Here is a 20,484-nt window from a genome sequence, read left to right as displayed (position 1 = left end):
TGGCACCATTAAGGCGCCACATGCAACCGGTCGTGGCGCCTAATGGTGGCAGTGGGCGCCGGAGCGCTGTCCGGCGGCGTCATCGGCGTCCGGGAGCACCACCGTCCCTGTGCCGTGTTCCGTGGCGATCTCCGTCAGCAGCGCGTGCGCTGCCCACGCGTGGACCAGATGCGCGGCCCCCGCCCCCGCACGCACCGCGGCCAGGCAGCAGGCCAGCGCGGCGGCCGCCGCGCCGGACAGGTCGGGCAGCAGCTTCTCTCCCTGGCGGGCGGTCAGCCGGCCCGCCGGTGCGCCCTCGAGGCCGTCGGTGAGCAGCACCAGCGCGTCCGCACCCAGCGCACCGGCCAGCGCACCGGCCGCGGCACCGGCGTCGACCCGGTGCCCCGGTCCGCCCTCGGCCGCGTACGCGATCGGCGAGACGACCGGCACCCGGCCGTCGGCGAGCAGCGTGCGGACGAGCCCCGGACGCACCCGGGTGATACGGCCGCCCGGTGTGCTGCCCGGCGCCGCCGTGTCCCGCACCGCGGTGAGGACGGTCCCGTCCTCACCGGTCAGCCCGAAGGCGAGCGGTCCGTGCCGGTTGATCAGACCCACCAGGTCGCGCTGCACCCGGCCCGCGAGCACCATCCGGACGACGTCCGCCGCTGCCCGGCCCTGTGCCGCGGCGGCGGCCGACTCGCCCGCCGGGCCCCGGGATCGGGGTTCCGCGCCGAGGTGCTCTCCGTCCAGCCCACGGCGTTCCAGCTCCGCGCCGAGGTGCGGCCCGTCCCCGTGCACGACCACGAGCCGCAGCCCGGCGCACCACAGGAAGGCGACGTCATCGGCGAACGACGCACCCAGCGCCGTGTCGTCCAGGGCCCGCCCGGTCACCGCGACCACGACCGTCCGTCCGCGCCGGGGTGCCAGCCAGGCCAGCGCGTCGACCAACGACCGCACGCCCTCGGCCGGTGCCCGGTTCACCGCGAGCCGTGGGGCAGCGGGGCGGGATGCGCGGTGTCCGGCCCGCCCGCCCCAGGGTCGCCGGACGGGGCGGGCGTGTCAGCCCGCAGGACGGACTGCGCGATCTCACCGCTGCGCACGGCGATGTTCGACAGCAGGGAGGAGGTGAGTCCGTGGCTGTGCTCCGTGCCGCCCTGCAGATAGATGCCGCAGGCCAGGTCGGGCGTGGTCACGAGCCGGTACTCGCGGGCCACCCGGTGCCGCCCCGACGCGTCCCGCAGGCAGTACCGGTCCAGTTCGCCGAGCAGCGCCGTCGGCTCCATGGCGTCGTAGCCGGTGGCGAAGACCAGGGCGTCCACCTCCAGTTCCCGGGGGACGCCGTCGAGCAGCGAGTCCAGGAGCACGCGGGTGACGTTCCCCAGGCGCTGGACGTCGTTGACCCGGGTCAGGTTCAGGAAGTGCAGCCGCCGGGCGTTGCGCACGGTCTCGTCGTAGGAGCGGCGGTGCAGATCCCGGATGACCTCGTCGTCGACCACCGAGTAGTTGGTGTTGCGGTGATAGCGCCAGAACGCCTCCCGGGTGCGGTCGCTCCCGAAGTAGTAGTCGTTCACGGCACCGGGGTCGAACACCTGGTTGGCGAAGGGGGTGTCGTCCGCGACCGAGTACCCGTACGACGGGACGATCGCCGACACCTGCGCGTGCGGCAGCGCGTCGTGCAGGAACCGGGCGATCTCCGCCGCGCTCTGCCCGGCGCCCACCACGGCCACGTTCTTCAGGTCGTCCGGGTTCAGCCGGCCGAACCGCTCCAGGAACTCCGAGCTGTGCCACACCCGTTCGTCCCGGGCCACGCCCTCCGGCATCCGCGGTACCAGCCCGGTGGACACGGCCACGTTCCGCGCCCGCACGACGGTCGGGGCCGCGGCCCCGACGCAGCGGACCTCCAGCTCCACGTACGGGGCGGGCCCCGGCCCGGCGTCCCGCGGCAGCCGCAGGGCGGTGACCTCCGCGCCGTAGGACACCCGGTCGGCGAAGCCCGCCGCCGCCCACTCCAGGTACTGGTGGAACTCCTGCCGGGTCGGGAAGAAGTCCTGGTTGTTCACGAACTGGCTGAGCCGGCGGGTCTCGTGCAGGTACGCCACGAAGCTGTACCGCGAGACCGGGTTGCGGAACGTCGCCAGGTCCTTGAGGAACGAGATCTGCATCGTCGTGTCCGGCAGCAGCATGTTGCGGTGCCAGCCGAACTCGGGCTGACGCTCGAAGAACGCGACGGAGAGCGAGCGTGCCGGATCGCCGGCCTGGCATTCTTCCAGGGCGATGGCGAGCGACAGGTTGGACGGGCCGAACCCGATTCCCACGACGTCGTATATTCCATCGCCGTGCGACTCGTGACCGCAATTACCCATGTATTCTCCCGCTGGCGTGGGTGCGACAGGGACTTCCGCATCTTCGACAGGTCAATCGCGGCAACCGGAAGGACGCTCTCAGGTATTCACTGAGGTCTGGCGTGGCGTCAACCTACGGTCCTGCCGACACTCTTTTCAAGGGCCCGCCGGACGGCGCACGGGCTGTCCTGTCGACAGGACGGCAAGCGCCGCGGCACCCGAATTCCCCGGTCGCGCGGCCGCTGCTGATAGCGTCTGCGGCCCGCCGCCGAATGCCTGCGGAAGATCAACGGAGGGTGGATCCAGATGTTCGTTCCCAGACAGTACCGAGAGCCGGACCCCTCATGGATGGCCGACCTCGTCCGTGGAAATCCACTGGCCCTCCTGGTGACCAATGGGAGCGCCCAGGGCGGTCCGTTCGCCACCCATCTCCCAGTGATTCCCGACCCGGCCGCGGTCACGGAATGGCACCGCGGCTTGACGGGTATCACGCTGCTGGGTCACATGAACCGGAAGAACCCGCACTGGGCCGCACTCAATCCGGCGGAAACAGCCCTTCTGGCCTTCACGGGACCGCATGCCTACATATCCCCGAAGGTGTACGAGAAGACGCCGGCCGCACCCACCTGGAATTTCACATCCGTGCATGTGCGCGGTGAGCTGCGGAAAATTGAGGGCATCGAGGAGACATTGGAGGTGGTGCAGGCCACCGTGCGCACATTCGAGGAGGAATTCGGCGCCGACTGGGACATGACGGAGTCGCTCGACTATTTCCGCCGGATCGTGCCGGGTGTGGGTGCCTTCCGGTTCACGGTGACCGGGGCGGACGGCATGTTCAAGCTCAGCCAGGAGCAGCAGCCGGAGGTCCGGGAACGGGTGCGGCGCTCGTTCGACAGCCGCCCGTGCAGCCGGCACCGGGCGACGGCGGAGCTGATGGGCCGGCTGACCTGAACCGAACGCGTCCCGCCACGGCGCCGGTGCGTCCCGCTGCGGCGGTCGCGACGCACCGCACGGCATCGTCCCGCTCCGGCGCGGCACCGCACGCACGGCATCCCGCCACGACACGGTGCCCCGCGCACCGCGTCCCGCCACACCGCCGCGCCCCCCGCACGGCGTCCCGCTCCGGCGCGGTGACCCGCTCCGCGCGGTGACGCACAAGCGGGGGCACCGTCGCTTCGACCGACGGTGCCCCCGCTGTCCCACGCTGCGGCCCGGGGAGGGCGACAGCCAAGGTCAGGCGCTCAGTTCACTCAGTTCGGCGGCCTGGTCGCGCGCGTCGTCCAGGGCCTCCTTGGCGGCGTTGTCGAGGGTCGCGAGTACCCACTGCTCGAACTCGACCCCGGCCCGCTCGGCGGCCGCGTGCCACCACTGGACGCGGCTGCCGGGTACGGCGATGCGCCGTTTCTCCTCCACCTGAGCCGCGCCGCGGGCCCCGCCGCCGTGCGCCACCCGCAGCGCGGTGCGCAACTGCTTGGTGGTCCACTTCATCTGCTCGGCCCGGTCGAGCCACTCCTCCTGCTCGCCGACCGGCAGCGAGGCCAGCTCCGCGTGGTGCTGGAAGCTCAGCGTGGCCCGCCGGCGCGACAGGTCGAAGCGGCGCGCGACCCAGGCGTAGTTCCGCAGGGTCTGGTACTGCAGTCCCGCCGCACGGAGACCGCGTTCGTAGCGGTCGGTGTAGTGGTCCTTTCCGTAGACCAGCCAGTCGCCCAGCCACCACGAAGAGGAATTCACCAGTCCGGAAAGCTGCCGTCCGGCCCGTTCCCAGTCCTCGAAACTGAGACCGGCCGGGATCTGCAGTCCGACGTTGGTGGTCAGCACCTGCCGGCGCAGTGCCGTGTGTCCGCCGGGACCCGCCTGCTGGTCGGGTCCGGTCGACCCGTCACGTTGGCCGCGTATCCGTAACAGAGTGCAATCCTCATGACCTGAGGAATTCACGCGCTGCCTCCTCTGCTGCTTTTGGGAGAGTGCATGATCGACAGCTCCTCCTTGCTGGTTCCGCGGTGAGGAAAAGGGGCGAAGGCGCGATCCACGCACTGGGAAAACGTGGCGCCAACGGCGATCTGCTGCTGCGCAGCGCCCCGCGGAGAACCGCATGACGGTGCAGCCCCTCACAGAAATCAACGCGTTGACGTGGCCGAAAGTCCATGCGCGCATTCCGTGCGCGAGCCGTCCGTGCCCCGGATCGACCGATGGCAGTGACGGCCGGCGTCCAAGCCGCTATGTCGTGCCGGGCGGCCCGACCTCAGAAGTGCGACAGATTCGGCACGATGGTGGCTGCGCAGACACACCCAAGAGAAATCCCCCGATTTTCCAACCATGAGGCCTCGCACGGCCTCGGCCCTCGACGTCATACGTCGCGGCGACGACGGCCTTGCTTCCCCGTTGCTTCAGGCTCAAATCGATCTCCCCCACTACACCGCATCGGGGTTTGAGGTTCAAGCAGAGCGCGGTAAGCCACCACGACTTTTCGATGTTCGAACGCCCGACTGCCCGGCGGGCGTCGTCCAGGCCTCGACGTACGCGCTTATGTCCGGCTTTTCGGGCGGTCGGCGGGGTTCACTCCCGGCCATGGCGCGATGTCGACGGAGAGTACCGCGATTTTGCCGAACTTTCGCCACCGATTCACTCCCCGCCCCGTCCCCGCCGGCGAATGCGTGTCGGTCGAGCGCCTGGCTGGGGCGATGCTCACGAACGTCTCGCGGGCCCGTTGCGTGGTCCGGCGTCGGCCGTTCCTGGTGGGGCGGCAGCCCGGCGCCGGCGACGACTCCGAGCGCTCCATGGGAGTGGCTTGATGCACCGTCAGAAGAGACGGAATTCGGTCAGCGCGAGTCCTGGAGCACCCGGGGAGAGCTGCCCGAACGCGCGGCTCTCTGTAAGGTGCGGAAACGGAATGGGCCACGGAAGTGCGGTCGAGGGCCGGGTGGGACAATCCCCGTCCATGGTCCGCAGGCTGAGGCCACGGGGCACGGCCGATGCACCTCTCGCCGTCGGCGCCCGGAAGGACCGGAAGGAAACGCCAGCATGTTCGAGTGGGTGTCTCTCAGTACCGGGGCACGGCCCGTCCCCCGGCCGGTCGCCACCCCGCTGGTGTGGGTCGCGGCCTTCAGCGGTGCCCTGGTGCTCGTGGCACTCCTCAACGCCCTCGTAGGCACCGACCAGCCCGAACTCGCCCTGACTGCGCTGTCCCTGCTGGCCGCCCTGCTGGGCCTGTGCGCGCGCTTCACCGCCGCTCCCGGCACGGCGGTGCTGTGCTGGCTGTTCCTCAACGGCTTCGCCATCCCGCCCGCGGGCACCCTCACTTGGGCCGGGCACCGCGACACCTTCTGGCTCGCCTGCCTGCTCGCAGCGGCCCTCGTCGGTACGGCGCTGGCCCGCCTGGTCCACGCCCGCGCCGCCTACCGCCGTATCAGCGGGGGAGTCGTGGCGGCAGAGCCAGGCGATGGGCCGCGCGACTCCTGACTGGTGTGTGGACCCTGGCGTGAGTGGTGCCTCCCGCGGCCCTCGGTTGCGCGTACGTCAGTCAGTGGCTCCAGGCGGGTTCGCCGCTGAGCGTCGTGCGGATGCGGGCGCCGTGTTCGTTCAGGCCGACGATCTCGACCGTCTCGCCGGCCGGGGCGTTGTTCGGGTTCGTCATCCGCCGTCGGAGAGGAGGCGGCCCGGGAGGGCGCCGGAGCTGACGCCCTCGGCCTTGGCTGCGTCGGCGACGGCCTCGGCCGCGGCTTCAGCGGCCTGCGCCGCGTCGTTGGCGGCCTCGGAAGCCCTGTCGTCCGAGGGCCTCTCGCGGGTGGCCGGTGACTGGGGAAGCACCTCGCTGAAGGCGCGGGACACGCCCTGGAGTGCGGAGGTGACCTCGCTGGGGATCACCCAGAAAGTGCTGCCCGGGCCTTGCGCGAGTTGGGGCAGCATCTGGAGGTACTGGTAGGCGAGCAGCTTGGGATCGGGGTCGTTACGGTGCACGGCCTGGAACACCTCGTCGATGGCCCGGGACTGGCCCTCGGCCTGCAGGATCGCAGCGCTACGGTTGCCCTCCGCGCGAAGGACAGCAGCCTGCTTGTCGCCTTCAGCGGTGAGAATCTGCGACTGGCGTTGTCCTTCGGCCCCGAGAATCACGGCCCGCTTGTCCCGCTCGGCTCGCATCTGCTTCTGCATCGCGTCCTTGATGGACTGCGGGGGGTCGATCGCCTTGATCTCCACCCGGTTGACCCTCAGCCCCCACTTGCCGGTGGCCTCGTCCAGCACGCCCCGGAGCTGGCTGTTGATGGTGTCGCGGGAGGTGAGAGTCTTTTCCAGGTCCATGGACCCCACGACGTTCCGCAAAGTGGTGACGGTGAGCTGCTCGACCGCCTGGAGGAAATCGGCGATCTCGTAGAAGGCCGCTCGTGGGTCGGTGACCTGGAAGTACAGGACGGTGTCGATCTCGACGACCAGGTTGTCCTCGGTGATGACCGGTTGCGGTTTGAAGGAGACGACCTGTTCCCGCAGGTCGATCACCGGATACACGCGGTCAATGTAGGGGATGACGAGGTTGAGGCCGGGTTTCAGTGTCCGGTGGTAGCGGCCGAGTCGCTCGACGTTACGAGCACGGGCTTGGGGCACGATACGGACCGCCCGTATCACGGTGAAAACCGCGATGAGCGCGACGATCAGGCCGGCGATGAGGAACGCATTCATGGTTTCACTCCCGGGGGTAGACGAGTGCGGTGGCGCCGCTGATCTCGATGACGTCGACGGTCGTTCCGGGAGGAATCACCAGCGTCTCGTCGTAGGCGCGGGCCGTCCATTCCTCACCGTCGATGCGGACCCTGCCACCCCGGCCCGTCACCTCCGAAACGGCATAGGCAGCCCTGCCGACCAGTGCATCTATGCCGAACCGCTCCGCTTGGGGATGGAGCAGGTGTCGCACCGCAATGGGGCGCAGGAACACCACGCTGGCTACAGCGACGATGGTGAACACCACGAATTGGAGAGGCAGCGGCAGTCCGACCGCAGCGAATCCTGCCGTGACCAACGCGGCTGCACTCAGCATTCCGAGTGCAGCAGTGAGAGTGAAGATCTCCGCCACTGCCAGCACAGCTGCGGTGATCAACCAGATCAGCCAAAGATCCATTGCGTGCCTCTTCTGGCCGGTACGGGTGCGGGAACAGCGGCACGATCGCCCCTTGGCCGCCGATACGGGGGCAGCCGCATATCACGGAGAAAACGACAGTCCCGCTTGAACGAGCCGAGCTGTACTGGCGCAACGCTCCCCAGGGTGACCGCATCACCCCTTATGCAAATTTACCGTCCCGAGAATCGGATCGGCACTTTCAAGCGGATGCGCACGTTCCCAGTTCTCCAGCTGCTCTTCGAGACCCTTGAGCAGCCTGTCGTCGAAATGCGCCACAGTTCCTCCTCCCCGGGATCACCGAGCCGGAACGTCGGTTTCGAAAACGGGTGCCCGCCCACCGCTCGTGGCTGTTCGCTGCATGATGTCGGTGCGCAGCTCAACCGGCCGACCCTGCTTGCGGGCTGACGCGCGTGCGCGGGGAACGAAGGCGGTAGCGGAGGAACAGATACGAACCCCGTCGCCGGACGCTGGTCAGATCCATCCATGCCGGTTGGTTCGGCATCAGGTCGAGCCCGGCGATCAGCCCGGGTCGGGGGGTGTCGGCACGGCCGGCGAGTACCGGGGATGTGGTGAGGAACAGTTCGTCCAGCAGGTCCTCACTGAGCAGGCTGCCGATGAGGTGTGGCCCGCCTTCGGTGAGTACCGCGGTGTGTCCGTGAGCGTGGAGGGCCGCGAGTACGTCGGCCAGGCGAACGGTCGGTCCTTCGCCGGTGGTGAGTACCGTGCATGCGGCCGGCAGGCGTCCTTCCAGTCGACGGGCGCCGTCCGGTGTGGTGGTCACGAGCGCGCCTGATTGCAGGGCTGGGTGCTGAGTGGGCAGGTCGCCGCTCGCGGTGACGACGACCAGTTCCGGTTGGGTGGCGCGGCGCAGGTTGCGTCGTAGCTCGGCGAAGCCGGGGGCGGCGTGTGGACAGACGTAGTCGGGTGTCCACCGGTGGCGGGGGGTGGCTCTGAGTGTGCCGGCTCCGATGAGGACGGCGTCGGCGCAGGCGCGCAGCAGTCCCATGACGAATCGGTCTGCCGGTTCGCGCCCGCTGATCGCCGAGCCGGAGGAGGGGTGTTCGGGACCGAGGGCCACCACTCCGTCGATGGAGGTGACGAAGTTCGCGTACACGCACGGTGGGGTGAAGCCCAGATCGCCGCCGTAGGCCGTGGCGAGCGCCGGGGGGAGACCGAAGCGGGGCTGCCCGGCCTTCTCGTACAGGACCTCCAGGGGCTCCGGCGAGCTTGTCCGTGTGGGGCCGACGGTGTGCGCGGCGCTGTCGTCAGCCATGTCCGGCCGGGCCCCGCTGCCCGCACAGCGTGAGGAATTCGCCGCGCAGTTGCGGGTCCTCGTCGTAGGTGCCCCGCCAGTGGGTGGTACGGGTGCTGGACTCGATCTCCCGTACGCCGCGCATCTGGGTGCACAGATGTACCGCTTCCAGGTGGACCGCGACGCCGTGTGGCAGCAGGATCTGCTGCAACGATTCGGCGAGCTGGTGGCCGATGCGCTCCTGCACCGAGAAGCGGCGGGCGAACAGCCGCACCAGTCTGGTCAGCTTCGACAGGCCGAGAATGTGCTCGTGTGCGATGTAGCCGATGTACGCCGTGCCGAAGAACGGCAGAGCGTGGTGCTCACAGAGGGCGAAGAACGGGATCGGTCCTTCGACGATCTGGCTGATCCGGCAGTCCGAACCGCCATGGCACTCGGTCTCGAAGGCGGTGACCAACTTCTCGTCGCCTTCGTACCCGCTGGTGGCGTCGAAGAGGGCGCGAAGGAAGCGGCGGGGGGTGTCCGCCGTGGCCGCTGATCCCACCGCCAGGCCGAGCGCCTCGAAGACCTCCTTGAGGTAGCCCTCGAACCGCTGCCACTCCTCGGGGGTGATCTGCCGCGGAGACACGGCCGCCCACTCGACCTCGTCCGTGACGGGTACCAGTCTCTCGCCGACCAGCCCTACGACGGGCGGGGGACCGTTCATCTGCACGGGGTGATCGTTCATATGCAGTCCCATGACCTGACGCACGTCTCGCCGAAGTCGATCGCTTCCATTATCGACCGCTCTGCGCGTGAGTGCCGTGCGAGCTCACCGGGCCTCCCGCTGCGATGGTGACCTTGCGGGAGGCTGAGTGAGGAGCGCAGTGTGGATACCCCGTTGCCGCAGCTCATCAAGCCAGCAGATCGATCCGTCGCAATCCGCGGGCCACCCGCGCGCCACTGGGCGGGGCGCCGGCCCCTACCGAAGGGTTCGCAGCCGGGGGCGCGCTGTTGGTACGCACCATGAGGGCCGGAACATGACCGCACCGCTGCTGACGTTCGGGCACAGCACCGCGAGCCGTGAGCGGTTGGCCACCCTCCTGCACGGCGCCGGGGTGCAGGCGGTCGTCGATGTGCGCACCGCCCCGGGAAGCCGGCGGAACCCCGATGTGAGCAAGGAGCTGCTCCGGGAGTGGATGCCGGAACAAGGGATCGCATACCGGTGGGAGAAGAGACTCGGCGGCTTCCGCAAAGCCGCGCCGGACTCGCCGGACATGTTCTGGGAGAACGTCTCCTTCCGGGGTTACGCCGGACATACGAGAAGCGCTGACTTCCTCGCCGCGATGGACGAGCTGCTGGCGCAGGTAGCGATGGTGCGTACTGCGGTCATGTGCAGTGAGGCTTTGTGGTGGCGCTGTCACCGGCGGATCATCGCGGACTTCGCCGTACTCGCCCGGCGTGTCCCGGTGCTGCACCTCGCACACGACGGGCGGCTCAGTGAGCACAGGCCGACGTCCGGGGCCCGAGTGCGCGACGACGGCCTGATCGTCTACGACCGCGACACCCGGTGATGTGGCTGTCACCCGGTCTCGGCGTGGTGCTCGACGAGAAGGCGGTCCAGGGGTACGTCGGGGTCGGCGAGCTTCCGTGCGCCGACTGCCTGGCCGGAGGCCACCAGGGCGCGGATCGGGTCGGTGACGTCCCGGACGTCGACGTTCAGCCAGATCGAAACGCCGCGGTCACTGGGCGCAGTCAACGGGTCGCTCACAGCCTTTCTCCTTCCCGCCTCGCGGCGGAGCGCAGGCCGCCGGTCACCGTCCTGAGGATTCCGCCCGAACGTGCTGACGTGGAGGGTGTCCATGAACGGTGAGGTCATGTGCCAGGCTTCTGTCCCGGGCCGCGCCGCCGCAACCAGCGCCATGTCACTGTCCCTGGCCCGGCCGCCCGACCGGCACGACGACGACCGGGATCTGGGCGTGGTGCACGACCTCGGTGCTCGTGGAGCCCAGCATGAGGCGCCCCCATGCGCCTGAGCCCCGGCTGCCGACCACCAGGAGACAGGCGTCATCGCTTGCGTCCAGCAGGACCTGCGACGGGCGGCCCGGTTCGACCCTGACCTCTACTTCTACCGGCGCGCCGCCGACCTGCTCTCTGGCCTCCTGCAGGGTCCTGGTCACCGCTTCCCAGGTGACGTCGCGCAGCTGCGTTTCCAGATCGTGGAATCCCGAGGCGGCAGGCCACGCCAAGCCGCTGTACCTGGTGGTGAAGTCGTACGCGCACACGGCGCGAAGGCTGGTCCGGCGCAGTTGCGACTCCTGAAGGGCGAAGCGTACGGCCGGCCCGGAGGCGGGAGAGCCGTCGGTGCCGACCACGATCGGTGCGGGAGGGGCGGCGTTCGTCATTGCGGATGCCTCCAAGTCGTGTCGTGCGCTGCCCGTGTGGGCTACGCCTGTTCAGGCGACCCTGCGGACCAGGAGTGCGGTGATGTCGTCGCGCTGTTCGCCTGCGGTGTGGCGGCTGAGGTCGTCGGCCAGGCTGCCGGCGAGTTCCCAGGGGGAGCCGTCCGCCAAGAGCTTCAGGCGCTCTTCGAGGGGATAGAAGGCACCCGTGGTGTTGCGGGCCTCGGTGACGCCGTCACTGCAGGCAAGAAGGGTGGCGCCGGTCGGGAAGGGGAACCAGGCGACGGTCCGGGGTCTCGAAGCGAGGTCGGCAAGGCCGAGGGGCACACCCGGCTCACCCAGCGGAACGGGGGCCACCGGTCCGGCATGCAACAAGTAGGGCGGAGGATGGCCGCAGTTGACGGCCTGCGTCTCCGCCGAGGTGTCGATGCCCAGGACGAGAGCGGTGACGAAGCGCTCGGGCTCGCCGGTCTGCTGCGCGAAGGCGTTGTGCCGAACGACGGCCCTCTCCAGGCCCTCCACGAGCGCGGTGAGCGTCGGCTCGCGCAGGGCGGCCTCGCGGAACGCTCCGAGCGCGGCGAAAGCGGCTCCGATCGCGGGCAGGCCCTTGCCCTGGACATCGCCGAAAAGCAGCCGTGTCCCGTACGGCGAAGCCACCGCCTCGTAGATGTCTCCCCCCACCAGCCGATCCTCCTCCACCGGCAGGTACACGCCGTCGACGATCACCTGATCGGTCAGGACGGGCAGAGGGCGCAGCATCTGACGCTGGAGGGCGACAGCCGTGGACCGGACCCGACGCAGATCCTGCTCGCGCCGGATCCGCACGTGACAGGTCAGAACGCAGAACACGCCGAGGACCGCGGCCACCACCATGATGATCACGAAGTTGCCCCAGGAGGCGAGGGGGCGGTAGAGCAGCACTCCAGTGAGGACGATCAGCACCCAGCCGGCTGCGTAGGCCGTCTGCCGCACGGTCCCGATTGCGGCAGGGAAAGCCGGCAGCAGGATCAGGAGGGGAGCGAGCCGCACTGTGCGGTCGTCGATGGCCAGCTCCAGCAGCACAATCGGGACGGTCAGCGCGACGACGTAGGCCGTCGGAGCCCTGACGGCGCTTCCAGGAAGCGACTCGACCCCGCGTTCCGTCCGCGGCCTCTGCGGCGCGTCGGGCGCACGGAAGGACACACGCCCGCGAATCACATGTCCAGGCTCCCGCAGTCCACCCGTCCCGGCAAACCGCCGGCATGGCGCGGTCGTGTCGGAATCGGGAGCTGGGGTCTGGAGCGAGTCCCACAGAGGTGATCGGGCGGGGTTGGTGCCTTCTGGATGGCAGAGGGCCTGCGCACGTGCCTCCGAATGCAGTACGCCATGGCATCACTCACCGGCCTGCCGGGCAGGCAAGACGATGTTCAGTGCAGAACGCTCAGGGGAGCCTTCGTGCCCACAACCGGAATGTATGCCACCGCTTCACCGGGGCGAGGGGACGACACCCCGCTGCGGCGCGCCATCGGTCCCAGACTGCTGGTCCTGTTCGTGATCGGCGACATCCTCGGTACCGGCATCTATGCCACCACCGGTCAGGTCGCCGGAAGGGTCGGCGGGGCGCTGTGGCTGCCGTTCGTCATCGGGTTCGTCGTGGCCGTCCTGACCGCGGCCTCGTACGTCGAGCTCGTCGGCAAGTACCCGAAGGCGGCCGGCGCCGCGCTCTACACCCAGAAGGCGTTCCGGGTTCCGTTCCTCACCTTCATCATCGCCTTCATGGTCATGTGTTCGGGCCTGTCCTCGGCCAGTGCGGCGGCCCGAGCTTTCAGCGGCGACTACCTCGCCGAGTTCACGGGCTTCTTCCCGCCCACCCTCGTTGCGATCCTGTTCATCCTCGCCCTGGCAGCCCTGAACCTGCGGGGCGTGTCGGAATCCGTGAAGACCAATGTGGTCCTCACCCTGGTCGAGCTGACCGGCCTGCTCGTCATCCTCACGATCGGCGCCTGGGCGGTCCTGACCGGTGACGGCGAACCCTCCCGGCTCGGGGAGTTCCAGGCGGAGGGCACCGGCTACGCGCTGATCACCAGCGTGCTGGGGGCGACTGCCCTCGGCTTCTTCGCCTTCGTGGGGTTCGAGGACTCGGTCAACATGGCCGAGGAGACCAAGGATCCGGCGCGTACGTTTCCGCGCGCCATCTTCACCGGCGTCGCCGTCACCGGCACCATCTACGTCCTGGTCGCCCTGGTCTCCTCGCTGCTCGTCGACTACCGCGTGCTGGAGGACTCCAGCGGCCCGCTGCTGGAGGTCGTCAAGGCCGGCGGAATCGACTTCCCACCCAAGCTGTTCGCGGTGATCGCCCTGTTCGCGGTCACCAACTCGGCCCTGATCAACATCATGATGGCGTCCCGCCTCTGTTACGGCATGGCGAACGAACGCATCCTGCCACGCGCCCTGGGCCGCGTTCTCCCCAGGCGCCGCACCCCGGTCGTCGGCATCGTCTTCGTTTCGCTCCTCGCCATCGGACTGGTCTCGACCGGGGAGATCGCCGGCCTCGGCGACACCACGGCCTTCCTGCTCCTGTGCGTCTTCGCCGTCGTCAACATCGCCGTCCTCGTCCTGCGCCGCGACCGCGTCGAGCACAAGCACTTCCGTACGCCGACCCCCCTGCCGGTGCTCGGCGCGATCACCGCCCTGATCCTCGCGAGCCCGCTGTCCGACCGGCCCGCCGACGTCTACATCAGGGCGGGAGTGCTGCTGGTCATCGGAATCGGGCTGTGGGCGCTCAACAAAACGGTGATGAAACTACGCGGCGAGGTGTGAGCCGCACCGTCTTCCTGGTGAGGCGGGAACACGAGCAGCCGGCCAAGCCACGAGGGATCGTGTTCCCATCGAGACAGGGGACTGTCTGGGCCGGGAGTGCGGAATCCGCACCGAGCGCCTCCGGGCCACCTGGGCGGATCTGGTACGGCTGGTGACTCGACCGGACGGCCCCACGGGTGGCGTCTCGCACCTGTGAACCGAAACGGCCTGGGGCACGTTCGCGCCGGGAGAGGCAGTGGCGTGGTGCCGCCGTCGCCATCGCACCGGGTGCGCCGCCGTCGGACGCGCCGCGCGGTGGCCGTGGCCGGTTGCAAGGGTGTGCGTTCCCCGGGGTTGCCGGGCAAGGCCCGAACGGGAGGGGATGAGCGGCGCGCCGTCCGCTGATGCGACGGCGGCGGCCGAAGCAAGAGCGGCCCGCTGTGGGTCAGGGCACAGCGGGCCGCGGTCGGTGAGGCCGGTCAGCAGGACCGGGCGCATGGTGATCAGGTATCGGCAGGTTCCGGGTATGTCTCGCTCATCTTCATGAGCCGCTCCAGTACCTCATGCGGAACAGGCCGGGGAAGGAAACCGGCGAACTGACGCATCGCCAGGGATGACAGCATGAGCAGCGCGTCGGCGTTTCCCTCCGCGTCCGCGTCGGCCTGTTCCTGGGGGAGCCCGGACGACAGTGCCGCCGTCAGGGCGGGGCCGACGGTCGGGTGGCCGAACCACTCGCTGATGGGGGAGTCGAGGGTGAGCGGCGGCAGTGGCAGGGCGTCGCCCGCCAGGTCGAGGGTGGCGGTGGCGACGAGGTCGTGGGCGTTGTCGGCGAGCTGCACCTGGTACTGCCCGGCGGCGATGGTCCAGTCGTCGCGGGTGATGTCCCAGTAGGCGAAGGCGCGGCGGTCGAGGGCGATCTCGACGGTGGTGCTCTCGCCCGGGGCGAGAGCCACCTTGGCGAAGCCGCGCAGTTCCCGGGCCGGGCTGCTGGCCGGGCGTTTCGGCGCGGCGACGTAGACCTGCACCACGTGCTTGCCGGGGCGCTCGCCGGTGTTGGTGACCGTGACGCTCACCGTGGCGGTGTCCGGGCCGGTGGGCGTGACATGGAAGTCGGTCTGCTGGAAAGAGGTGTAGCTCAGTCCGTGGCCGAAGGGGTAGCGGACGGCGACGTCGGCGGTCTCGTAGTAGCGGTAGCCGACCATGACGCCCTCGCCGTAGCGGACGTGGCCCTGCTCGCCGGGGAAGTTCAGGAAGGAAGGGGTGTCCTTGAGTCGGAACGGGATGGTCTCGGCGAGTCGCCCAGACGGGTTGACCCGGCCGGTCAGCACGTCGGCGATCGCGCCGCCGCCCGCCTGCCCGGGCAGCCACGCCTCCACCACGGCGTCCACGTCGTCGTGCCAGTCCTCCAGGCTCACCACGCCACCGTTGAGGAGAACGACGACCGTACGCCGGGCCACATGGGCGACTGACCGCACCAACTCCACCTGGTCGGAGGGCAGTTGGATGTGCTCGTGATCGAATCCCTCGGACTCGTCGGCCTCGCGCAGGCCGATCACCAGTACGGCGGTCTCCGCCCGGCCCGCGAGCGCAACGGCCTCCTCGCGCAGCTGGGCGGCGTCCGCAGACCCGGCGGTGTCATAACCCTGCGCGAAGTCGACCCCGGCCTCGGGCAGCAGGGCTCGCAGTTCCTCCAGCGGGCTGTCGACGCCGGTGGCGTTGACGTGCGAGCTGCCGCCGCCCTGGTGGCGCAGGGCCGTGGCGAACTCGCCGATGACGGCGATGCGGCCGGTGGGAGCCAGTGGCAGGGTCTGGTGGCGGTTCTTCAGCAGTACCAGAGAGTCGGCGGCGACCTCGCGGGCCAGCTGGTGGTGCGCGTCGAAGTCCACCGTCACGGGGCCGGCCCGGGAGCGGACCCGCTCGGCCAGGCCGCGCAGTCGGGCCACGGCGGTGTCGACGGCGGTCTCCTCCAGTTCGCCGGAGCGGACGGCAGCGGCGACCTCCGCGTCGGTGTCGCGGTGGCTACCGGGCATTTCCAGGTCGGTGCCGGCGAGCAGCGCGGCGACGCGGTTGCCGACGGCGCCCCAGTCGGAGACGACCAGCCCGTCGAAGCCCCATTCCTTGCGGAGCACCTGGGTGAGCAGCCACCGGCTCTCGGCGGCGTAGGTGCCGTTGACCTTGTTGTAGGCGCACATGACGGTCACCGGGCGGGCCTGGACCACGATCCGCTCGAATGCCGGAGGTAGATCTCCCGCAGGGTGCGCGTATCGACGTCGGCGCTGACCCGCATCCGTTCGGTCTCCTGGTTGTTGGCCGCGAAGTGCTTGACCGACGCGCCCACGCCCTGGCTCTGCACGCCGACCACATGCGCCGTACCCAGCACGCCGCTGAGGAGCGGGTCCTCGGAGAAGTACTCGAAGTTGCGGCCGCACAGCGGCGAGCGCTTGATATTGACGCCGGGACCCAGCAGGACGTCCACACCGAGCGCCCGCGCCTCGCGGCCCAGTGCTTCGCCCACACGGCCGATCAACTCCGGGTCCCAGCTGGAGGCCAGCGCGACCGCGGGCGGGAAACAGGTCGCCGGATGACTGCCGTGGAGGTCGAGGGCGCGAGTGATCGGCCAGATGCTGATGTGCCCGATGCTCGACGACCGCAACCACACCCCGTCCGCCCACCAGATGGCGGGCCTGGGCGTGTGGGACCGTACCTCCAACGAGACCGGGTGGAGCGCGCTGCTGGGTGAAGCGCGTGGCACAGCAGACGTCCCGCCCTATGCCGCGCCCGCTCGCGCGGACGACCTGTCCGGTCTTCCCCCGGCGTTCATCGACGTCGGCTCGGCGGAGACCTTCCGCGACGAGGACGTCGCCTACGCGAGCCGCATCTGGCAGGCGGGCGGTATTGCCGAGTTGCATGTGCGGCCGGGCGGCTTCCACGGGTTCGACAGCCTGGTACCCGAAGCCGCCCTCTCCGTGGATGCCCGCGCCGCCAGGCTGCGCTGGCTGCGCCGACTCCCGGGAGAAATGGCATAGGTGGACTCAGAGCGACCACCGCCGCCCTGGTGCCGCCGGTCTACAGGGGAGGAGGAGCGGTGGTCCGCCGCGGCACCAGAGTGGGTGAGAGCTTGACCTGTACCGGTGCCTTCCGACGGTCGGCGATCCGCTCCAGGAGGAGGCGCGCTGCATTCCCGCCGATCTCGCGGCCCGCCTGGTCGACGCTGGTGAGGGAGATCGGGCCGAAGGAGGCGAAGGTCGTGTTGTCGTAGCCGGCCACCGAGATGTCACCGGGAACGGACAGCCCGGCTTCGGCAAGGGCCTCCAGCACCCCCATGGCGACGATGTCCGCGCCGGCGAAGACGGCCGTGGGCCGGCGAGGGCGGGCGAGCAGTTGTGTGGCGCCCTCGTACCCGCCCTGTTGGGTGTAGCTGGTGGAGACGATGTCGATCTCCTCGGCGAGGCCGAGGGACCGCATGGCACGCCGATAGCCTTCCGCGCGCTGGGCGTTGGGCATCTCAGCGATGCGTGTCGGGTCGGATTCGTGGTGCTCGATGTGGGCGATCCGGCTGTGGCCGAGGTCGACGAGGTGACCGACGAGCATGGCCGCGCCTGCCACGTCGTCGTCCGTCACGGTGTCGTACACCGTGGAATGCCCGTGGCGGCCGACGACCACGGCCGGTACGGCGGAGGCGATGTGTTCGAGACGGGCGCGCGATGACACGGGTGCGATCAGGATGATGCCGTCCATCCCGCGGTCGATCATGGCGTCCGTGACGCGCGCTTCCGCCTGCTCGTCGTTGCGGCCGCCGGGCCCCAGGAAGACCTGGTAGTCGGTGTCCGCGAGGTGGCCGGTGATTCCGTCGAGGATCTCGGGGAAGAACGGGTTGCGGATGTCGGGCAGCATCACACCGATGGTGTACGTCTGGCCGCGCAGGCCTCGTGCGGCCGCGTTGGGCCGGTATCCCAGTTCGTCGATCGCCCGGCGTACCTTGGTGCGCATCTCGGGGCTGGCGCCGTAGGCGTTGCGCAGCACCTTCGAAACGGCGGTGGTGGATACCTGGGCGTGCCGTGCGACATCGACGATGGTGACACGGCGCTGCGGTGCTGGTGGCTCCATCCGGTGCCCTCCGTGGTGGGGAACGTTATCGGGGAGTGTAGGAGCGGACTCTGCAGTGAGGGTAGGCGCGGTTCCTGTCCCGCCGCCTCGTCAAAGCCTTCGCCGCCCCTGGTGACGTAACAACCGCGCAGCTTGCGCGGCATCTTGACGTCACGGTGGAGGCTCTCTAGGGTCTGGCACCACCCGATGGGAAACGTTACCCAAAATCGCATCCGACGGCGGGCGGCCGACGCCGGTCATCCCCCCGGTACCCGCCGGCAGCCGGTACCGCCGCGCATGACATCAAGCTGACCGTTCCAGACTCGGCGGCTGTGTGAAACGTTTCAAGGAAGTAGGTCCGCCCGTGACCCTCGCTCCACACGACCGGCTTCCGGACCGCGGCCGGCTCCCGGATCCGGCCCCGGCGACGCGTGTTCGCCGTGCGCGCAACGCGCCGCCCTGGTGGTTCGTGCTGCTGGCCCTGCTGCTGTTCGCCTTCGTCGTGCTGGTGCCGAGTGTCCGCGGCGTGAACTACGCGTTCACCGACTGGGACGGCCTGAACCCCGACTTCTCCTTCGTCGGCCTGGACAACTTCTCCGCAATGCTGCGCGATGCCGACGCGAGGCAGGCGGTCTGGCACACCCTGCTGATCGCCGTGGCGATCACGGTCGTGCAGAACGCGGTGGGACTGGTCCTGGCCCTCGGCGTCAACTCGGCCATCAAGTCCCGGAACGTGCTCAGGGTGTTCCTGTTCGCCCCGGCCGTGGTCACCCCGATCGTGACCGCCTACCTGTGGCGCAACCTGCTCGGCCCGGACGGCGCCGTGAACAGTCTGCCGGGCGCGGTCGGACTGGACGGCTGGGAACAGGACTGGCTGGGCAATCCCGACCTCGCCCTCTGGGCCGTCGTCGGAGTCGTCGTGTGGCAGTTCGCCGGCTATTCCATGGTGATCTTCCTGGCCGGGCTCCAGTCGGTGCCCAAGGAGGTCCACGAAGCCGCGGCGATCGACGGTGCGGGCCCGGTCCGGCGCTTCTGGTCGGTGACCCGGCCGCTGCTGGCCCCTGCCCTGACCATCAACCTGATGCTGTCGATCATCGGCGGGATCAAACTCTTCGACCAGGTGTACGCGCTGACCGGCGGAGGGCCAGGCCACGCCACCGACACGATCTCCACGCTGATCTACAAGGACGCCTTCGCCCTCGGCGAGTTCGGCTACAGCATCGCCCTCGCGGTGGTCCTGACCATCATCGTGGCGGTCGCCTCCACGGGGCAGTACCTGCTGCTTTCCCGCAACGAGAGGGCCGCGTCATGAACCGCTACCGACCTCGCACGCTCGCCCTGGAACTGGCCATGATCGCCGCCGCGCTGTTCGTGGCCTTCCCGCTGTACGTCCTGGTCAACCTCGCCGTACGTCCGTCCTCGGACACCTCCTCGCCGATCCGGCCGACCAGCTCGCCGACCCTGGACAACTTCACCCAGGCCTGGCAACAGGGTTCGCTGGGCGGCGCGTTGGCCAACAGCGTGCTGGTGACGGTGTGCAGTGTCGTCGTCGTGCTGGCCGTCTCCTCCCTGGCGGCCTATCCGCTGGCCCGGGTCACGGCACGCTGGTCGCGGGGAACGTATCTGCTCGTCCTGCTGGGCCTGGTGCTGCCCTTCCAGCTCGCCTCACTGCCGCTCTACCAGACCTTGCCCGACCTCGGTCTGCTCGGCACCCCGTGGGCGCTGGTCCTCTTCTACTCCGGGCTGCAGGTGCCGTTCACCGTCTTCCTGTACGTCGGCTTCCTGCGCGCGCTGCCCCGTGACTTCGAGGACGCGGCCCTGATCGACGGCTGCACACCGCTGCAGGCCTTCCGGCGGGTGGTGCTGCCGATGCTCAAGCCCGTCACGGTGACCGCGCTGGTGCTCAACACCGTGGCCGTGTGGAACGACTTCTTCACTCCGCTGCTGTATCTCAGCGGCAGCGCCCAGCAGACCATGCCGGTCGCGATCGCCGGATTCGTCGGTCAGTACGTCACCGACTGGAACCTCATCTTCGCCGCGCTGGTGATCAGCATCCTGCCCGTCCTGATCGTCTACTTCCTGCTGCAGCGCAGCATCATCAACGGCTTCGCGGGAGGGCTGCGGGATGACACCCGACTCCCGTCCCTCACCCACGCCCACTGTCACTTCCCCGAGGGGGACAAGATGAAGACGCGTACACCCATGACTCTCGTCGCGGCGGTGACAGCCGCCGCTCTCCTGGCCGCCTGCAGCGGCGGCACGAAGGCGAGCGACTCCGGCGGCGGATCCAAGACCCTGACGCTCGCCTCTATCGACCAGGGCTCCGTCGAGGACGTCGTCAAGGCGTTCGAGAAGGCCAATCCGGGTGTCAAGGTCCGCTACACCACCAGCGGCGCGGACCAGTACCAGCAGCAGATCCGCACCCAGCTGTCCTCGGGCACCGCACCGGACGTGATGTCCGTCTGGCCGGGCGACGGCAACCCCGGTGCCACCTACGTCCTGGCCGAGCCGGGCTATCTACGTGACCTCTGAACGGCATCGGCGCCATCTACAACCAGC

20 protein-coding genes and 1 pseudogene are annotated in these 20,484 nt (G+C 69.4%); 7 read left to right on the top strand and 14 right to left on the bottom strand.

Annotated features, from left to right (window positions below):
• Positions 1 to 39 precede the first annotated feature (39 nt).
• Together IE263_RS40300 and IE263_RS40295 are read right to left on the bottom strand one after the other, a co-directional pair.
• Positions 40 to 960: an acetylglutamate kinase gene (locus tag IE263_RS40300; RefSeq protein ID WP_189943070.1), complete on the bottom strand. Its 921-nt coding sequence runs from the start codon at positions 958 to 960 to the stop codon at positions 40 to 42.
• Complete coding sequence (locus tag IE263_RS40295; RefSeq protein ID WP_189943069.1) at positions 957 to 2,342, bottom strand: lysine N(6)-hydroxylase/L-ornithine N(5)-oxygenase family protein; 1,386 nt, start codon at positions 2,340 to 2,342, stop codon at positions 957 to 959. The genes IE263_RS40300 and IE263_RS40295 overlap by 4 nt, the downstream gene beginning before the upstream one ends.
• Before the next feature lie 285 nt (positions 2,343 to 2,627).
• Between IE263_RS40295 and IE263_RS40290 the strand changes: the two genes are divergently transcribed.
• Positions 2,628 to 3,272, top strand: a complete 645-nt coding sequence (locus tag IE263_RS40290; protein WP_189943068.1) for an FMN-binding negative transcriptional regulator — start codon at positions 2,628 to 2,630, stop codon at positions 3,270 to 3,272.
• A 282-nt stretch (positions 3,273 to 3,554) separates the two neighbouring features.
• Here IE263_RS40290 and IE263_RS40285 read toward each other — a convergent pair whose 3' ends face one another.
• Positions 3,555 to 4,139: an LmbU family transcriptional regulator gene (locus tag IE263_RS40285; protein WP_229911421.1), complete on the bottom strand. Its 585-nt coding sequence runs from the start codon at positions 4,137 to 4,139 to the stop codon at positions 3,555 to 3,557.
• Positions 4,140 to 5,342: 1,203 nt separating this feature from the next.
• Here IE263_RS40285 and IE263_RS40280 point away from each other — a divergent pair.
• Positions 5,343 to 5,780, top strand: coding sequence for a hypothetical protein (locus IE263_RS40280; RefSeq protein ID WP_189943066.1), 438 nt, complete (start codon positions 5,343 to 5,345; stop codon positions 5,778 to 5,780).
• 171 nt (positions 5,781 to 5,951) lie between these two features.
• Here the strand turns inward: IE263_RS40280 and IE263_RS40275 are convergent, their stop codons facing one another.
• The 5 genes from IE263_RS40275 to folE form a co-directional block, all read right to left on the bottom strand.
• Entirely contained in the window at positions 5,952 to 6,992 is a 1,041-nt protein-coding gene (locus IE263_RS40275) for an SPFH domain-containing protein (RefSeq protein WP_189943065.1), read from the bottom strand.
• Between the two features lie 4 nt (positions 6,993 to 6,996).
• Positions 6,997 to 7,428, bottom strand: a complete 432-nt coding sequence (locus IE263_RS40270) for an NfeD family protein (RefSeq protein WP_189943064.1) — start codon at positions 7,426 to 7,428, stop codon at positions 6,997 to 6,999.
• Between the two features lie 153 nt (positions 7,429 to 7,581).
• A complete protein-coding gene (locus tag IE263_RS49635; protein WP_268256116.1) occupies positions 7,582 to 7,704 on the bottom strand; it encodes a hypothetical protein in 123 nt (40 codons plus the stop codon).
• Between the two features lie 100 nt (positions 7,705 to 7,804).
• On the bottom strand, positions 7,805 to 8,701 hold the full coding sequence (locus IE263_RS40265; RefSeq protein WP_189943063.1) for a RibD family protein: 897 nt from the start codon (positions 8,699 to 8,701) through the stop codon (positions 7,805 to 7,807).
• Complete coding sequence (gene folE / locus IE263_RS40260; RefSeq protein WP_189943062.1) at positions 8,694 to 9,407, bottom strand: GTP cyclohydrolase I; 714 nt, start codon at positions 9,405 to 9,407, stop codon at positions 8,694 to 8,696. The genes IE263_RS40265 and folE overlap by 8 nt, the downstream gene beginning before the upstream one ends.
• Positions 9,408 to 9,699: 292 nt before the next feature.
• On the opposite strand from folE, the gene IE263_RS40255 reads away from it, so the two are divergent.
• Entirely contained in the window at positions 9,700 to 10,233 is a 534-nt protein-coding gene (locus tag IE263_RS40255) for a DUF488 domain-containing protein (RefSeq protein ID WP_189943061.1), read from the top strand.
• Between the two features lie 8 nt (positions 10,234 to 10,241).
• On the opposite strand, the gene IE263_RS40250 is transcribed toward IE263_RS40255, so the two are convergent.
• The 3 genes from IE263_RS40250 to IE263_RS40240 all read right to left on the bottom strand — a co-directional run bounded on the left by IE263_RS40250 (position 10,242) and on the right by IE263_RS40240 (position 12,243).
• Positions 10,242 to 10,430, bottom strand: a complete 189-nt coding sequence (locus tag IE263_RS40250) for a hypothetical protein (RefSeq protein WP_189943060.1) — start codon at positions 10,428 to 10,430, stop codon at positions 10,242 to 10,244.
• 154 nt (positions 10,431 to 10,584) lie between these two features.
• On the bottom strand, positions 10,585 to 11,064 hold the full coding sequence (locus tag IE263_RS40245) for a universal stress protein (protein ID WP_189943059.1): 480 nt from the start codon (positions 11,062 to 11,064) through the stop codon (positions 10,585 to 10,587).
• 51 nt (positions 11,065 to 11,115) lie between these two features.
• Positions 11,116 to 12,243 carry a PP2C family protein-serine/threonine phosphatase gene (locus tag IE263_RS40240; RefSeq protein ID WP_189943058.1) on the bottom strand — a complete coding sequence of 376 codons (1,128 nt, stop codon included), beginning with the start codon at positions 12,241 to 12,243 and terminating at the stop codon, positions 11,116 to 11,118.
• A gap of 267 nt (positions 12,244 to 12,510) precedes the next feature.
• Between IE263_RS40240 and IE263_RS40235 the strand changes: the two genes are divergently transcribed.
• Positions 12,511 to 13,860 (top strand): APC family permease, encoded by a 1,350-nt coding sequence (locus IE263_RS40235; protein ID WP_189943088.1) that lies wholly within the window; start codon positions 12,511 to 12,513, stop codon positions 13,858 to 13,860.
• A 482-nt stretch (positions 13,861 to 14,342) separates the two neighbouring features.
• Here the strand turns inward: IE263_RS40235 and IE263_RS49630 are convergent, their stop codons facing one another.
• Both IE263_RS49630 and IE263_RS49625 read right to left on the bottom strand, forming a co-directional pair.
• Positions 14,343 to 16,058 carry a glycoside hydrolase family 3 C-terminal domain-containing protein gene (locus tag IE263_RS49630; protein WP_268256115.1) on the bottom strand — a complete coding sequence of 572 codons (1,716 nt, stop codon included), beginning with the start codon at positions 16,056 to 16,058 and terminating at the stop codon, positions 14,343 to 14,345.
• A complete protein-coding gene (locus IE263_RS49625; protein WP_268256114.1) occupies positions 16,037 to 16,498 on the bottom strand; it encodes a glycoside hydrolase family 3 N-terminal domain-containing protein in 462 nt (153 codons plus the stop codon). Before IE263_RS49625 ends, IE263_RS49630 begins: the two co-directional genes overlap by 22 nt.
• Between IE263_RS49625 and IE263_RS40225 the strand changes: the two are divergent.
• Positions 16,434 to 16,865: pseudogene (locus IE263_RS40225) on the top strand (alpha/beta hydrolase fold domain-containing protein); the annotation flags it as partial. The gene IE263_RS49625 and the pseudogene IE263_RS40225 sit on opposite strands and share 65 nt — an antisense overlap.
• Positions 16,866 to 16,905: 40 nt before the next feature.
• On the opposite strand, the gene IE263_RS40220 reads toward IE263_RS40225, so the two are convergent.
• Entirely contained in the window at positions 16,906 to 17,946 is a 1,041-nt protein-coding gene (locus IE263_RS40220) for a LacI family DNA-binding transcriptional regulator (protein ID WP_189943057.1), read from the bottom strand.
• A 343-nt stretch (positions 17,947 to 18,289) separates the two neighbouring features.
• On the opposite strand from IE263_RS40220, the gene IE263_RS40215 reads away from it, so the two are divergent.
• On the top strand, positions 18,290 to 19,237 hold the full coding sequence (locus IE263_RS40215) for a carbohydrate ABC transporter permease (RefSeq protein ID WP_189943056.1): 948 nt from the start codon (positions 18,290 to 18,292) through the stop codon (positions 19,235 to 19,237).
• Entirely contained in the window at positions 19,234 to 20,457 is a 1,224-nt protein-coding gene (locus IE263_RS49620; RefSeq protein ID WP_268256113.1) for a carbohydrate ABC transporter permease, read from the top strand. Before IE263_RS40215 ends, IE263_RS49620 begins: the two co-directional genes overlap by 4 nt.
• The last annotated feature ends 27 nt before the right edge of the window (positions 20,458 to 20,484 follow it).

This window comes from Streptomyces aurantiogriseus, from assembly GCF_014649375.1.
Classification (GTDB): domain Bacteria; phylum Actinomycetota; class Actinomycetes; order Streptomycetales; family Streptomycetaceae; genus Streptomyces; species Streptomyces aurantiogriseus.
The sequence above is the reverse complement of the archived record's forward strand: the minus strand, read 5'-3'. Positions and strand labels throughout refer to the sequence as shown.